Raw genomic sequence first — 16,171 nt, 5'->3', positions numbered from 1 at the left:
AAAATAGTTGGGCTAATTAAGTGAAATCTTTTAAAATCCTAAGTGGATATTGTAGGTGATTTTAACAGCTAAATTATCACTCCATTCAGGTTTAATATATGATCCATACCGGTAAAAGGCACTTACTCCAAAACCTTTAAATAAAGAGTTAAATTCTAAACCACTTTCAAAATAACCTTTACTTAGTTTGCTGAAAGAAATCTCTTGATGGTATTCAGCTTTTTCTATGTCACCTAAAGCAAATCTAGTAACTAGTGTTAATCGAGGTTTAAAACGTTTGTTAAATTTAAAAACTCTAAATTCATGTTTTAAATGTAATGCTACAAACCTATCAGATATAAATTCGTTATAACTCATCGTTTCAAAGCTGTTTTTACCTGCAAAAGTAATTCGTTTTATCCACGGGTTTTTATAGGTGTAGTTTGGAGTAGCATTGTATAAATGAGAAATAGGTGTTTCACCAAAAACAATTCCACCTTCTAACAGAAAACTTGTGGTAGCTCTTCTTAAACGTTCAATTTTATAATTTGCACGAATATTGACTTGTGTGAAGCCAAAATCGCTATCTAACACATTTTTTAAACTTTGAATTAATTGAAATGAAAATTGAGGATATCCATTTTTTACTTTAATTTTTCCTAAAGGCGAATTCATATATTCATTTCTAGGCGTGTAATTAATCCCAATAACGGCATTTGTAAGCTTATATTCTTTTACGTTAATATTTGGAGAACTGTATTTGTAATTAAACAATGCTTTGTATTTACCGCTGCTAAATCTAAGTTTAGCTTCTATATTAGGTTGAATATCATGATATAAAAGCGCGCTAATAGTTTTATAATTATAAAATTTATCAATGTTTAAGTTTCTTGGGTTTATAGGGGAAAATGAAGTGTTTTCAGCAATAAAATCAAGCGAAGCTGCTTCTTTAATATCATTGGTGTATTTTAAGCCAAACCAAGTATTAGCCTCTTTATTTAAACGAACTGCGCCACCAAAACTATATTTAAAATTAGTGTCTTTTGTTCCATAAGCTGCGTAGGCTTCAACCTTAAATTTTTGAGAAAAATGGGTATTGGTAATTCCACCAAAACCTACTCTAAATCCTTCATGGTTGTTTAAATTTAAAATTTTACCAAGATCAAGATTAATATATGTTGTAGGGTAGTAACCTTTTAATAGGTTTCTTGCTAAATTTATTTTTTTCTCTACACCTTCTTTTTCCGAAATACTATCAAGGTATGTATAAGTATTTAACCCTCTTTTTGTTAATGAATCCGGTCGGTGTTTGTTCCAAAAACCAGATGTTTTATTTGCAGCATCATCGTTAAATAGTATTGTTGATGAACCCCTTTTAACGTTTAAAGGTGTGTTAATTTGAATGTTTGAGTTTTTAGAAGTCGAAATAAAATAAACAACATCTTCAGGTTTATTTTTTGAAGTACTTACTATTGAATCCTGACTCTTATTTTTACTAAATTTAATTAATCCGCCAAGTAAAGAAACATGCTCTTTAATAGCCCCTTTCTTTATAATTACACTTTTGTCTTTTGGAAACCAATTATTAAATTTGGTATTAAACGAATAATTTTGAACCGCTTTTACACTAACAATTCCTTTTAATTCAGCAACAGCTTTTGTAATAGCAAAATTTTCAGTGTCAATATATAAAACTCCCTCAATTCCTAAGTATTCTTTCTTTTTTTTAGGTTTGAAGTGGATTATATAGGATGTTCCGTGCCCATTATTAACGGTATCTAAAATTTTATAATGGTATTGTTTTATGGCGTTTTTTGAAACAGGGTTGGTGTAATTGGTTCCTGCAATTGTGTAAATTTCATTATAAAATGAGAACCCTTGGAATGATAGAGCAAAAAGTTCATAAATAGGTTGCTTTAAACCCGCCATTCGCGATGCTAAAATAACTTCTTTCTTCTTTTTGCCTTTTTCAAAAATAAATTCAGAAATTTTTTCAGAAATATATAAATGCTGATTATCTATTTCTTTTTTGAAATTATAATTAGTCGAATCAATTTTTTTGAATGATTTTATTCCTTTTTGAACTGTATAAACAGAATCTAATTTTCCATTGATTGAATCAGGATTTGCAGTTATTAGCACTTTATTGTAGGCATTAAATTTGAAGGAGTTTAATGCTTTTTCAATATTATTTTTCGATTTGTTTTCAATGGTATTTCGTATAATTTGAAGTGCAGGGTTTTCACTAGCTGTTATTAAAACTTCGTTTAAATTTTCAACGGTAGTTTTTAATTTTACTGAAATAAATTTAGTGGTTGCTTTTATTTGGATTTTTATTGATGAGTAACCTATGTATGAAATAGTAATTTCATTAAAATTGTTGGTTGTTTTTAAACTAAACTTTCCGTCAATATCAGTCAATACTCTAATAGTTGTATTGGTTGTTACAGATGCAAAAGATAGCGGCTTTTTTGTGTTTGCATCTACAACAGTTCCTTGTAGGAGTGTTTGAGAAAAAGTGAGAAAGGGAATTAATAAAAAAAATAAAAATTTTTTCATTGTTTAAATTATCACAAACACGTAAATATAAATTAATAAAAGAGACTGTCTGAAAAGTTCCAAAAATCCGTTATTCTGAATCTATCTCAGGTTCAGGTTGACGAACAGCTTACTTTTTAGAGAGCCTCTTATTTTATATGAAATTTTAACTCTAAGTAACTAAACTTTCATGATTTCTTCATCTTTTACCTTGTAATGAGAATCAACTTCAGTAATAAATTTATCTGTTAATTTTTGAACATCAGCTTCAGCATTTGCTTTCATATCCTCAGAAGCTTCAGCTTTTTTAATTTCTTGCATAGCTTCTCTTCTATCATTTCTGATACTTACTTTTGCATGTTCAGCTTCCGCTTTAGCTTGTTTGGAAAGTTCTTTACGTCTTTCTTCAGTTAATACAGGAACATTAATAATGATGATTTCACCATTATTCATAGGGTTGAAGCCTAAATTAGCAATCATTATTGCTTTTTCAATTTCATGAAGCATATGTTTTTCCCAAGGTTGCACCGTAATTGTATGGGCATCCATGGTACTAACATTGGCTACTTGTGTTAGCGGTGTTTGTGAACCGTAGTAATCAACGGTTACACTTCCAATCATCGCTGGGCTAGCTTTTCCAGCTCTAATATTTCTGAATTCTTTTTCTAAATGCGTAATAGCATTTTGCATTAATTCTTTTGTACTATCTATTATAAAGTCTAATTCTTCATTCATAATTGAAAAATGTTAATGATTTATTTATCAACAAGTGTTCCTATGTTCTTACCTGCGATTACTTTTTCAAGGTTTCCTTGAGTATTCATGTCAAAAACAATGATAGGTAAATTATTTTCCTGACTTAAGGCAAATGCGGTCATGTCCATAATTTTTAAACCTTTATTCATAACATCTTTATATGTTATGGTGTCAAACTTAATGGCATCTTCATGCTTTTCTGGATCTACATTGTAAATTCCATCAACGCGAGTTCCTTTTAAAATAACTTCAGCACCAATTTCAATAGCTCTTAAAACCGCAGCTGTGTCAGTTGTAAAGTAAGGGTTTCCTGTTCCACACCCAAAAATTACTACACGTCCTTTTTCTAAATGACGTACAGCTCTTCTTTTAATAAAAGGTTCTGCAACTTGTTCCATTTTAATAGCAGTAAGTAATCGAGTTTTAATACCTGCAGCTTCAATAGCGCTTTGTAATGCTAAACCATTTATTGCAGTAGCAAGCATTCCCATATAATCACCTTGAACCCTGTCAATACCATTACTAGCGCCTGCAACACCTCTAAAAATGTTACCACCACCAATAACAATAGCAACTTCAATACCTTGATTTACAATGGTTTTAATTTCTTCAGCATATTCAGCTAAACGTTTTGGGTCTATACCGTGTTGGCGATCACCCATTAATGCTTCACCACTTAATTTTAATAGAATTCTTTTATAAGCCATAATCATTTTAAAAAGTTATGCAAATATATGAAATAGTTTATAAGTTTAGGTGTAAACTGTAAATGGGATATTCTTTTTTTAACAAAAAAAACCTCGCAATAAGCGAGGTTTTTAAATTATTTAAGCTTGTGAATTAAGCAATTGAAACTCTTTTAAAGTCTACTACGGCAACATCTTCACCAAGTGTTTTTACATACTCAGCAACTGTTTTCTTTTCGTCTTTAATAAATACTTGGTCTAAAAGACATTGTTCAGTATCTAAAGTTGTATTGTCAGAAATAAATCTTTCAATTTTACCAGGAATAATTCTATCCCAAATAGCTTCTGGTTTTCCTTCAGCTTTTAATTGTTCTTGTAATCTTACTCTTTCTTGCTCAATAACTTCATCAGTTAATTGTGCTCTAGAAATATAAGTAGGAACATTTTTAAGTGTTTTACCTAATCTTCCTAATTCAATATTATCTTTTTCAATTACAGCAATTCTTGCTTCAGTTTCAGAAGCAATGTAAGCAGGATCAAAATCTTTGTAAGATAAAATTGAAGCTCCCATTGCAGCAGCTTGCATAGAAAGGTCTTTTGCAACTTCTGCAGCACCTTCAATGTTAGTGTTTAATGCAGTTACAGCAGCAATTTTGTTTCCAACGTGAATGTAAGAACCAACAAAGTCACCAGTAACTTTTTCAAAAGCGCCAATTTCTAATTTTTCACCAATAACTCCAGTTTGCTCAATTAATTTTTCAGCAACTGTTAATCCTCCAAAATCAGCAGCTAAAAAGTCTTCTTTTGAGTCATAGTCTAACGCAATTGTAGCAAATTTAGTTGCAAGCGCAACAAAATCGTCATTTTTAGCAACAAAATCAGTTTCACAGTTTAATGAAATAATAGCACCTTTAGTGTTATCAGCATTAACTTTAGCTATAACAGCACCTTCAGAAGTATCTCTGTCAGCTCTTTTATCAGCTACTTTTTGTCCTTTTTTACGTAAAATATCCACTGCTTTGTCAAAATCTCCTTCTGCTTCAACAAGTGCGTTTTTACAGTCCATCATACCAGCTCCGGTAGATTTTCTTAATTTATTTACTTCAGCGGCTGTAATTTTTGCCATAATATTATAATTTTTGTTGAATTTTTAAATTCAACTATTTTACATTAATTATTTAGTTTCTTCTGCTTTTACTTCAGCAACTTTGTCTTTCCCTGCTTTTCTTTCAGATAAACCTTCAGCAATAGCATCAGTAATATAACCGAATACTTTGTTGATAGATTTAGAAGCATCATCATTTGAAGGAATAACGTAGTCAATACCTCTTGGATCAGAGTTTGTATCAACCATTGCAAAAATTGGAATGTTTAATTTTTGAGCTTCAGCAATAGCAATGTGCTCTTTTTTAACATCAACTACAAAAATAGCACCTGGTAAACGTGTCATATCTGTAATTGAACCTAAGTTCTTTTCTAGTTTTTCACGTTGGCGGTTAATTTGTAATTTTTCTCTTTTTGAAAGTGCTTCAAAAGATCCATCTTGCTTCATTCTATCAATAGTAGCCATTTTTTTAACAGCTTTTCTGATAGTTATAAAGTTAGTTAACATACCACCTGGCCATCTTTCAGTGATGTAAGGCATGTTTACGCTTTTAGCTTTGTCAGAAATAATTTCTTTTGCTTGTTTTTTTGTAGCTACAAAAAGGATTTTACGTCCTGAGATTGCAATTTTGTTTAAAGCTTCAGAAGCTTCTTCAATTTTTGCTGCAGTTTTGTAAAGGTCAATAATATGCACTCCATTACGTTCTCCGTAAATGTATGGTGCCATATTTGGACTCCACTTTCTTGTTAGGTGACCAAAGTGTACACCTGCGTCTAATAATTCTTTAATTTCAATATTTGCCATTTGTATGTAGTTTACGTTCCGTTGAGACTTAGCAATAGGGAAGTAGCGGCTATGCGATCTTCCCTATTTGGATGCTAAACTTTTTACAGTCATTGACTGATCAACGACAACTTTGTTTTTAATTTCAATGAAACACCAAATAATTTGGTGTACCAATCTAATAAAACGATTAACGTTTCGAGAATTGGAATTTTTTTCTTGCTTTCTTTTGACCGAATTTTTTACGTTCAACCATTCTTGGGTCTCTTGTAAGTAATCCTTCTGGTTTAAGAATTGTTCTGTTTTCGGGATTTAGTTCAACTAAAACTCTAGAAATTCCTAAACGAATAGCTTCTGCTTGTCCTGTTATACCACCACCAAATACATTAACTTTAATATCAAATGCTTCAGCATTATCAGTTAAGTTTAAAGCTTGCATAATTTTATATTGCAAGTGAGGTGTAGTAAAGTAATCTTTATAGTCTTTTTTGTTAACCACAATATTTCCTTTTCCTTCAGAAACATAAACACGGGCAACAGCTGTTTTTCTTCTACCTATTTTGTGTATTGTATCCATGATTATTTAAGATCGTTAAGGTTAATAGCTTTTGGAGCTTGTGCAGTTTGATTATGTTCAGCACCAGCATAAACATATAAATTTCTGAACAAAGCACTACCTAAAATGTTTTTAGGTAACATTCCTTTTACTGCTTTTTCAACCAAACGAGTTGGTTCTTTTTCAAACATTTCTGTTGCAGTTAATGATCTTTGACCACCTGGATAACCTGTGTGACGAATGTAAGATTTGTCAGTCCACTTTTTACCAGTTAAATTGATTTTTTCTGCGTTGATAACCACTACATTGTCTCCACAATCTACGTGAGGAGTGTAATTTGGCTTGTATTTACCTCTAATTAGCATCGCTATTTTAGAAGCTAGACGACCCAACGTTTGGCCGTCTGCATCAACTAATACCCACTCTTTAGTAACGGTATTTTTGTTAGCTGATACTGTTTTGTAACTTAATTTACTCACAATTAAATTCTTTGTTATAATTAAACATTATTTTTTGTCCCTAAAAAGGGAGTGCAAATGTACAAACTATTATTTATAATTCAAACAGTAAATTGTTTATATTTTAAATGTGGTATTTTTAGCTATGATTTTGATTTTCAATTTTTTAAAAATACAATGATTTAGTGTGCTTCTAACCAGTTTTTTCCTTCGCCTAAATCAACCGTTAATGGAACTGAAAGTTTAAAGGCATGTTCCATTTCATTTTTAATGCGTGTTTTTAAAGATTCTATTTCACTATTATGCATGTCAAAAACCAATTCATCATGCACTTGTAATAGCATTTTAGACTTGTAATTTCCTTCATTTAGTAGTTGTTGAATTTTAATCATGGCTATTTTAATAATATCGGCTGCACTACCTTGAATAGGTGCATTTACGGCATTTCGTTCGTCTGCTGATCTAACTATGGCATTTTGTGAATTGATGTTTTTTAAATACCTACGTCGGTTTAAAATAGTTTCTACATAGCCGTTTTCTCGTGCAAATTCTATTTGGTTTGCAATGTATTGCTTTAGCTTTGGGAAAGTTTTGTAATAATTGTCAATAAGTTCTTTTGCTTCACCACGTGATTTGTTTAATTGTTGTGCTAACGTAAATGCGCCTTGCCCATAAATAATACCAAAGTTTACAGCTTTTGCATCTCCACGTTGCTCACGAGTTACTTCATTTAAATTTATTCTGAAGATTTTAGCTGCCGTTGCCGCGTGAATATCTTCACCACGGCTAAAAGACTCTATCAAGCTTTCATCTTCACTTAGCGCAGCTATGATACGTAATTCAATTTGAGAATAATCGGCAGCTACTAGGGTGTATTCTTCATTTCTTGGTACAAATGCTTTTCTAACTTGTCTGCCTCGCTCAGTTCTAATAGGTATATTTTGAAGATTGGGGTTGTTAGAACTTAATCTTCCAGTTGCTGCAACCGATTGACTATAGGTTGTGTGTATTCTTCCAGTGATTGGATTTACTTCTTTTGGTAATGCATCAACATAGGTGTTTTTTAGTTTGACTAAACTTCTCCATTCTAAAATATCTTTAACGATTTGATGTTTAGGAGCTAACTTTGATAAGATTTCTTCTCCTGTAGCATATTGACCTGTTTTCGTTTTTTTAGGTTTTTCAACCAATTTTAGATGTTCAAAAAGCACATCGCCTAATTGCTTTGGTGAAGCTAAGTTGAATTCAATATCAGCTTCTTTATAGATGGTTTCTTCTAATTTTTTAATATCACTTGTTAAATCGTCTGCCAATGAATTCAAAAATACATCATCTAATTTAATACCTTCTAATTCCATTGCAGCCAACACACGAAGTACTGGTAGTTCAATTTCAGTGTATAATTTGGTTAAATTATTTTGTTCTAGCTCTTTTTCAAAAATTTGCTTTAATTGAAATGAAATATCTGCTATTTCAATAGCGTAGTTAGCTTGTTTTGAAAGTTCAATTTGTGGAAGTGAAAGTTGATTTTTCCCTGTTTTACCAATTAAGGACTCTAAAGTTAACGGGCGATAGTTTAAATAGGTTTCTGCTAGTACGCTAATATCATGGCGCATATCAGGATGTAATAAGTAATGCGCAAGCCTTGTGTCAAAAAGTTTTCCTTTTAATTCAATATTAAATTTGTGCAATATTTTGATAAAATATTTACTATCAGTTGTTGTTTTTTCAATGGTTGAATTTTCAAAAAACACTTTAAATTCATTTAAAATTTCAGTTTGTTTTTCTGTATTTATGGTAACAAAGTAGCCCTTGCCTTTTTCATACGAAAATGAAATGCCAATAATTGCGGCGTCAAAACAATTGGCGCCTATAGTTTCAATATGAAAAGCTACGGATGGTTGTTCTGTTAATTTCTGTAAAAGTAATTTTCTTGAAAAAGCTGTGTCTACATACTGATATAACTGATTATTATTTTCAATAGTCTGATATCCAGAAACAATCTCAGTTGCAGTGCTTGGTGCTGAAAATAAATCGAATTGATGTGATTCTGATGTTGGTGCTGTTTGGGTAGTGTTTTTAGTATTTTCAACTTTTAACTCAATTTTTTCTCCGTCAATTGTTGGGAACGATTTAAAAATGGTTGGTAAGCTGTCTGCGATTCTTCTAAACTCTAGCTCTTTAAAAATCTCATTAGTTTTCTCTAAGTCGGGGTGATTTAATAAATAATCTTCTTCATGAAATTCAACAGGGCAGTCTAACATTATTGTAGCTAATTCTTTAGATAGCAAGCCAAGTTCTTTGTTGGCTTCAACCTTCTCTCTCATTTTACCTTTTAGTTCATGAGTGTGTTCAAATAAGTTTTCCATGGTTCCGTATGCTTTCAAAAACTTTTTGGCAGTTTTATCTCCAACACCAGGTAATCCGGGGATATTATCAACGGCATCTCCCATCATACCTAAATAGTCTATCACTTGTTCTGGTCGTTCAACTTCAAATTTCGCTTGTACTTCTGGGATTCCCCAAATTTCAATACCATTACCCATACGTGAGGGTTTGTACATAAATATGTTTTCAGAAACTAATTGTGCAAAATCCTTGTCAGGTGTTACCATAAAAGTTTGGTATCCAGCTTTTTCAGCTTGTTTTGAAAGCGTGCCAATTAAATCATCGGCTTCAAAACCTTCTTTTTCAATAATAGGAATATGCATTGCCTTTAAAATTTCTTGAATATAAGGTACTGCAATTTTAATAGCTTCAGGTGTTTCTTGTCGGTTTGATTTGTATTCTGGAAATGCTTCAGAGCGAATATGAGAGCCGCCTTTATCAAAGGCAACAGCCAAGTGGTCTGGGTTTTCACGTTTGATAACATCTAAAAGTGAATTGGTAAAACCTAATATGGCAGATGTATCTAGCCCTTTAGAATTAATTCTTGGATTTTTAATAAGTGCATAATAACCGCGGAATATCAATGCATAAGCATCTAAAAGAAAAAGACGTTTTTGTTTCATAATTGTTAATCTGTTTTTGTTTTAAACACTCTATAATTTACCATTTATTATAATAATTGTGTTTTTTATTGCGTATTTCGTGTATTTTATTTAAATTTGAGTGTGGGTAATTAAATAACAAAGTTATGAAACAAAACTACTTTATTTTAGTTTGTTTGTTTTTAATTTGTCGAACTAGCCTTTTTTCTCAGATTGTTAACGAAGGTATTATACAAATTAAGTCTGGCACTGAAGTGTATTTTGGAGAAGAATATACAAATAAATCAGGTGCTAACCATAATAATGACGGAGATTTATATTTAAACCATAACTTCAATAATAATGGTATAACTTCCGCTGTGTCGGGTACTACTTTTTTTAAAAGTACTACAAATGCTATTCAAACCATTTCAGGCTCAACTAAAGAAATTAATTTTTTTAATTTAGAAGTTGATAATTCAACAACAGGTGTTTTAGTTGAAGATAATTTTGGGCTATTTGTTACAAATACACTTACCTTAACTAGTGGTGATTTACGTTTGGTTGACGAGGCGCAATTAATTCAAGTAAATAATGTTGCTAACTCTGGTTCAGGGAATTTATTAAGAGATCAACAAGGTATTTCTACAATTTATGGTTTTAATTATTGGTCGTCACCCGTACATATAGATGGAGTTTTTAAGTTAAGTACAGGCTTATTTGATGGTACAGATGCAGCATCTAATCCATTCAGTACCCCTTCAATAAATTATGCAACCGCATTAGATGGTGCTGCTACTTCTCCAATAACTATAAGTACCAGATGGTTGTATACCTATGCGCCTAATAGTGCTGGTTATTCTGGGTGGATTAAAAGAGATCATAATAGTGAAATTGCTATTGCAACAGGTTATAGTATAAAAGGTACAGGAGCAGCCAATCAAAATTATATTTTTAAGGGAACTCCTAACAATGGTACCTATACATTTACTGTAAATAATGGTGAGTCAGTTTTGTTGGGAAATCCCTACCCTTCAGCTTTAGATATTACAAAATTTATAGAAGATAATGATGATACAGGTATTGTGAATCAAATTTATTTTTGGGTTGACGGAGGCTCTGATTCACATGTTTTAGCTAATTATAAAGGGGGGTATGCTACTCGGAATATAACTGCGGGTGTTGCGCCTACATTAATACCTGGAACTAGTGGTTTAGGAGATGCTGCAGGAAAAATTCCTGGGCAATATCTTGCTGTTGGACAAGGTTTTTTTGTAGATGCAACTGCTAGTGGAACAATAACTTTTAACAATGCTCAAAGAGATTTTGTAACAGAAGCAGGTGATTCAGAGTTTCTAAAATCAGCTCAAAAAGCAAGTATTGCCGAAACTGGGACAGATCTTTCTAAAAATAGTATTATAAGAATAGGTTATAGAGATCCAAAGGGATATCATAGGCAAATAGTATTGGGGTTTGTACCAAATTCTCCTGCTGATATTAATTTCAATCCAGGCTATGATGCTTTGATGGCAGACCCAAGAATTAACGAGTTGTTTTTTATAATTGAAAATGATTTAACTAGAAAATATGTAATTGAAGGTGTGGGAAGTTATGATGATTCAATTGAAATTCCTTTGGGTTTATTAATGGCTGAAGAAGGGCAGCATACCATTATGCTTGATGCTGTTGAGAACTTTGCAGAAACAGTGTATATAAAAGATAATTTATTAAATACAACACATAGTTTATGCGATGCTAGTTTTAACTTGAATATTAGCACAGGTAATTATTTAGATCGGTTTTCTATTGTATTTAAACCTAGTACAAATCAAACCTTAGCTGTTGATGATGAGAATATAGCTGATGAAAAAATTGTTGCTTTTTACGATAAAAATAATAGTATCATAGTAAAAAATACAGGGTCTAAAGAAATTAAAAACATTACAATTTTTAATTTATTAGGTCAACAAATAGTGAAAGTTAATAAGAATTCATATACAAATGCTGAAGTAAGCATTCCATTTTATTTTAAAGAAGGTGTGTATGTAATTGTTGTTGATACCAATTTAGGGAGGGAAACTTTTAAAATTGTAAATTAAAGATTCAAATTAAAAATAGCCAAATCATGAGAAATTTAAACCTAAAACTGTTTTTTATAGTACTTGTTATTCTGTTTTTTACAGCAATTAATACCTTTGCCCAAGTTGGTATAGGTACAACAACTCCAAATGCCTCATCAATGTTGGATATTACTTCATCAGAAAAAGGATTTCTACCTCCAAGAATGGATACGTCAGCTAGAGACCTTATTGGAGCTCCTGCAGCAGGATTGTTAATTTACAATATCACTACTAATAAATTAAATTATTACAATGGAACCTCATGGCAAGTTGTAGAAACTGGGGCTGGAAGTTATGTAGATTTAACAACAAATCAAACAATTGCAGGAGATAAAACTTTTACAGGAACTCTTACAGCAGTAGGACGGTTGATGTTGCCAATGGGGGAGATTAGTTATTTTGAAACAGCAGGGTTTAATTTAACAATTCCTTCTGTAGCTACTGGAAATTCAGGGTTGATAACCAATGATAATATGAATAAAATTAATCCTGGCACTGCAAATACTAACTTTGTAAATGATATGTTTGGAACAGGTGCAGATAGCCGTTTGACTTATGAAGGAACTGTAGGGCGGTATTTTCATATAGCACTTAGTTTTAGTTACTCTCCAGAAATTTCAAAAGATGTGTTTATTTTTGCTGTAGGTAAAAATGGATTGGTTCAAGATTCTTCAAAATTATTTATTACTACTGGGAATACTTCTGAATATCAAAGTACAGCTATGCATGTGCTGTTATGGTTAGACCCAACGGATTATATTGAATTTTTCGTTGGGAATTTAACTTCGGCTAATAAATATGTTAACATTAAATCCTTTAATTTTGTAGCTATAGGAATGTAACTAATATTCTTAAAAATATAAATTATAAACTTAATTATGAAAAATCTAAAATTATATATTACAACTTTAATTATTGTACTTTTTGTAACAATTAATTCTACAGCCCAAGTAGGTATAGGAACTACAACACCACACGCTTCATCTATGTTGGATATACAGTCACCAGATAATAATAAGGGGGTTTTAGTGCCAAGGATGAATTCAACATTAAGAGCTGCAATACCATCACCTGCAAATGGACTCTTGGTGTTTGATACTGAAACAAAGAGTTTTTGGTATTACAATGTAGATACTTGGAAAGAGTTAGTTGGTGAAGCAACATTGTCTGACACTGATGGCGATACTAAAATTGAAGTTGAAAATGTTACAGATACCGATCCTAATGGTGATGAAATAAATTTTACTACACGAGGTGCAGAGCGCATGAAAATTGATGCCAATGGTGTTGTTTTTATGGGAGATAGCATCAGTGGAAATTATACAAAGGTAACAACAGACGGTTCATTAAGTTATATTGGGAATGCCACTAGATGGGATGATTTAAAAGTGCCTGTAAACTCTGTTAAAATAAAAAACACAACTGAGGGGGCTGCTTGGGGGTCATTTTTAGGGAACACGCTTCTTCTTTGGTTTAAAAATCAATCGGACCAAAATAAAGAAAGTGATATTGTTTTTACAGTACAAATGCCACATGGATGGAAAGAAGGAACTAAGATTTATCCGCATGTGCATTGGACAACAAAAGATGGTGCTCCTATGGCAACTCGAGTTGCTTGGGGTTTAGAATATACTTGGGTTAAGGTTGGAGAGGTATTTGGGGCAACTACTACAATTACGGGAAATACTGTTGCTGCTCCAAACACAGGTGATATTGCGAATTATGAACATGTAATTACACGTATTGGAACTGATGGTATTAATGGAGATGGGAAAACATTGTCTAGTATGTTGGTATGTAGACTTTTTAGAAATTCTTCTGATTCAGCTAATGATACTTATACGGGAGAGGCTGGTTTATTAGAAATAGATTTTCATTACCAAATAGACAGTGATGGGAGTAATGAAGAATATACTAAATATTAATTTTATAGTTAAAACCTTCTTAATTTTAAATAGCATTTTGTAGTTTATCATAAAATAAATTTAGATTTGTTTTTATGATAAGATGGGTTTTATTTATTGCGTTTGTTCTTTTTGTTGATTTTTATGCGTTTCAAGGTGTAAAAACAAGTACTAAAAGTAAGTTTGTTTATGCATTTTATTGGCTTTTTTCAATAGGTGTTTTAGCAAATGTTATTTACCAATTAACAACATTTAACAGGTCAACGGGGATGTCGCAGGCGGTAATGTTTGCCTTTGGTTTGGTAATTTTATCAATCACACCAAAAATTATAGCATTATTAATCTTATTTTCAGAAGATGTTTTTAGAATAGTAAAAGGTGTTTTCAACTATTTTTCAAGCAATTCTAGTTCCAAAGTTTTTTTAGAAGACCGAAGAGTGTTTGTAAGTAAAGTGGCGTTAGGTTTAGCTGCAATACCATTTTTTTCTGTTATTTACGGAATGGCGCGCGGGAAATACAACTACCAAGTAATTGAACATACCCTGTTTTTCGATGATTTACCAACTGCTTTTGACGGATTTAAAATTACGCATATTTCAGATATTCATAGTGGTAGTTTTGATGATGCTGAAAAAATAAGTGCAGGTATCGATTTGATAAATGAACAAGCTTCTGATGTAATTTTGTTTACAGGCGATATTGTAAACAATACGGCTGATGAAATGGAACCTTGGATCCCTTATTTCAAAAAGTTAGAAGCGAAAGACGGAAAATATTCTGTATTGGGAAATCATGATTACGGAGAATATGCCCGTTGGAAGTCTTCAGATGAAAAAGAAGCTAATTTCCAAGCAATAAAAGATATTCACCCAAAAATAGGGTTTAATTTATTGTTAAATAATAGTGTTTATTTAGAAAAAGGAACTGATAAAATTGCATTAATTGGTGTTGAAAATTGGGGAACTCGTTTTAAAAAAGCAGGAGATTTAAAGTTGGCATCTTCTAAAATAGCGAAGGAAGATTTTAAAATATTAATGAGTCACGATCCTTCGCATTGGAATACAGAAGTAAAAGTAGATGAACATAATTACCATTTAACCTTAAGTGGTCATACACACGGAATGCAGTTTGGAATAGAGATACCAGGTATAAAATGGAGTCCTGTTCAGTATGTTTATGAGCAATGGGCAGGCATTTACTCTGCCTTTGGAAGATATATTAATGTGAATCGTGGTTTTGGGTTTTTAGCATTCCCAGGAAGAGTTGGAATTTGGCCAGAAATAACGGTAATTACCTTGAGAAATAGGTAGATAAGGATTTTTTAATTAAAAATGTTACATTTGTATATGTATAGGTATTCATTTTTTGAGTTTTTGTTGAAAAAAAACACATAAGTTATGACAAAGTTTGGCGAATTAATAAGTTCAGAAATTCCTGTTTTAATTGATTTTTATGCAGAGTGGGAAGCAGATTCTGATAATTTTCATGCAACGTTGCGTGATGTTGCTGCGGCGTTAGGCGATAGTGCCAAAGTGATTAAAATTGATGTTGAAAAAAATGAGATTTTAGCAAACGCATTAAGAATTAAAGGAAATCCAACATTTATTATTTATAAAGATGGTGAAATGAAATGGCGCCAATCTGGGGATCAAGATGCAAATACGTTAATTAATTTAGTGCAACAATACGTTTAATTTATAGCATTAAAAGTATAGCCTTTAGCTTTGTAAAATTCTAATATTTTAGGTAATACAAATTTTAATTTTTCACTAGCTTTTACGCTATCATGAAAAACAATAATACTTCCATTTTTTACATTTTTAATAACATTGGCTAAACATTCTTCAGAAGTGATTTTAGTATCAAAATCGGCACTTAAAACATCCCACATAACTATTTTGTAACCTTTTTTTCTAATTTGTTCAGCTTGTGAAAGTTTTAGTTTTCCGTATGGTGGTCTAAAAAGGTTTAATTTTTCTCCTGAGTTTTCTTCTGAAAGGTCAATGTTTTCAAGATAAGTTGTAGCAGTTGTTTTATAGCCATTTAAATGGTTGTTTGTGTGGTTTCCTACAGTATGATTTTGAGCTTTAATTTTCTCGTAAATTTCAGGATATTTAGCAATGTTTTTTCCAATGCAAAAAAAAGTGGCTTTTGCATTGTGCTCCTTAAGTGTGTTTAAAGTCCAGTTTGTTATTTCAGGAGTAGGTCCGTCATCAAAAGTTAAATACAATGTTTTTTCTTTTGAAGAGAAACTCCAAACCCAATTGTTGAAAAACAATTTAACTAGGCTTGGAGTTTTTATAATGTATTTTTTCAT

The 16,171-nt window shown here is 31.7% G+C and carries 14 protein-coding genes; 5 read left to right on the top strand and 9 right to left on the bottom strand.

Annotated elements, in window-relative coordinates:
* Positions 1–30 precede the first annotated feature (30 nt).
* The 8 genes from CHB67_RS09685 to polA all read right to left on the bottom strand — a co-directional run bounded on the left by CHB67_RS09685 (position 31) and on the right by polA (position 9,875).
* Positions 31–2,538: a DUF5686 and carboxypeptidase-like regulatory domain-containing protein gene (locus tag CHB67_RS09685; protein ID WP_089381578.1), complete on the bottom strand. Its 2,508-nt coding sequence runs from the start codon at positions 2,536–2,538 to the stop codon at positions 31–33.
* Positions 2,539–2,697: 159 nt separating this feature from the next.
* Complete coding sequence (gene frr / locus CHB67_RS09680; RefSeq protein WP_089381577.1) at positions 2,698–3,252, bottom strand: ribosome recycling factor; 555 nt, start codon at positions 3,250–3,252, stop codon at positions 2,698–2,700.
* A gap of 20 nt (positions 3,253–3,272) precedes the next feature.
* Positions 3,273–3,980, bottom strand: a complete 708-nt coding sequence (pyrH, locus tag CHB67_RS09675) for a UMP kinase (RefSeq protein ID WP_089381576.1) — start codon at positions 3,978–3,980, stop codon at positions 3,273–3,275.
* A 133-nt stretch (positions 3,981–4,113) separates the two neighbouring features.
* The gene (gene tsf / locus CHB67_RS09670; protein ID WP_089381575.1) at positions 4,114–5,085 is read right to left on the bottom strand and encodes a translation elongation factor Ts; all 972 of its coding nucleotides are present in this window, start codon (positions 5,083–5,085) and stop codon (positions 4,114–4,116) included.
* A 48-nt stretch (positions 5,086–5,133) separates the two neighbouring features.
* Positions 5,134–5,868, bottom strand: a complete 735-nt coding sequence (gene rpsB / locus CHB67_RS09665) for a 30S ribosomal protein S2 (protein WP_089381574.1) — start codon at positions 5,866–5,868, stop codon at positions 5,134–5,136.
* 169 nt (positions 5,869–6,037) lie between these two features.
* Positions 6,038–6,424 (bottom strand): 30S ribosomal protein S9, encoded by a 387-nt coding sequence (rpsI, locus tag CHB67_RS09660; protein WP_089381573.1) that lies wholly within the window; start codon positions 6,422–6,424, stop codon positions 6,038–6,040.
* 2 nt (positions 6,425–6,426) lie between these two features.
* Positions 6,427–6,882 carry a 50S ribosomal protein L13 gene (rplM, locus tag CHB67_RS09655; RefSeq protein WP_089381572.1) on the bottom strand — a complete coding sequence of 152 codons (456 nt, stop codon included), beginning with the start codon at positions 6,880–6,882 and terminating at the stop codon, positions 6,427–6,429.
* A 161-nt stretch (positions 6,883–7,043) separates the two neighbouring features.
* The gene (polA, locus tag CHB67_RS09650; RefSeq protein ID WP_089381571.1) at positions 7,044–9,875 is read right to left on the bottom strand and encodes a DNA polymerase I; all 2,832 of its coding nucleotides are present in this window, start codon (positions 9,873–9,875) and stop codon (positions 7,044–7,046) included.
* A gap of 122 nt (positions 9,876–9,997) precedes the next feature.
* Between polA and CHB67_RS09645 the strand changes: the two genes are divergently transcribed.
* The 5 genes from CHB67_RS09645 to CHB67_RS09625 all read left to right on the top strand — a co-directional run bounded on the left by CHB67_RS09645 (position 9,998) and on the right by CHB67_RS09625 (position 15,548).
* Positions 9,998–11,929 carry a T9SS type A sorting domain-containing protein gene (locus CHB67_RS09645; RefSeq protein ID WP_089381570.1) on the top strand — a complete coding sequence of 644 codons (1,932 nt, stop codon included), beginning with the start codon at positions 9,998–10,000 and terminating at the stop codon, positions 11,927–11,929.
* Positions 11,930–11,955: 26 nt separating this feature from the next.
* Entirely contained in the window at positions 11,956–12,792 is an 837-nt protein-coding gene (locus tag CHB67_RS09640) for a hypothetical protein (RefSeq protein ID WP_089381569.1), read from the top strand.
* 36 nt (positions 12,793–12,828) lie between these two features.
* Positions 12,829–13,875 (top strand): hypothetical protein, encoded by a 1,047-nt coding sequence (locus CHB67_RS09635; protein ID WP_089381568.1) that lies wholly within the window; start codon positions 12,829–12,831, stop codon positions 13,873–13,875.
* Positions 13,876–13,949: 74 nt separating this feature from the next.
* A complete protein-coding gene (locus CHB67_RS09630; protein ID WP_089381567.1) occupies positions 13,950–15,164 on the top strand; it encodes a metallophosphoesterase in 1,215 nt (404 codons plus the stop codon).
* An 87-nt stretch (positions 15,165–15,251) separates the two neighbouring features.
* The gene (locus CHB67_RS09625) at positions 15,252–15,548 is read left to right on the top strand and encodes a thioredoxin family protein (protein ID WP_089381566.1); all 297 of its coding nucleotides are present in this window, start codon (positions 15,252–15,254) and stop codon (positions 15,546–15,548) included.
* Here the strand turns inward: CHB67_RS09625 and CHB67_RS09620 are convergent.
* Positions 15,545–16,171, bottom strand: coding sequence for a polysaccharide deacetylase family protein (locus tag CHB67_RS09620; protein WP_089381565.1), 627 nt, complete (start codon positions 16,169–16,171; stop codon positions 15,545–15,547). The genes CHB67_RS09625 and CHB67_RS09620 overlap by 4 nt on opposite strands.

This window comes from Lutibacter agarilyticus (assembly GCF_900188235.1).
Classification (GTDB): Bacteria; Bacteroidota; Bacteroidia; order Flavobacteriales; family Flavobacteriaceae; genus Lutibacter; species Lutibacter agarilyticus.
This window is presented reverse-complemented; position numbering and strand designations above follow the sequence as displayed.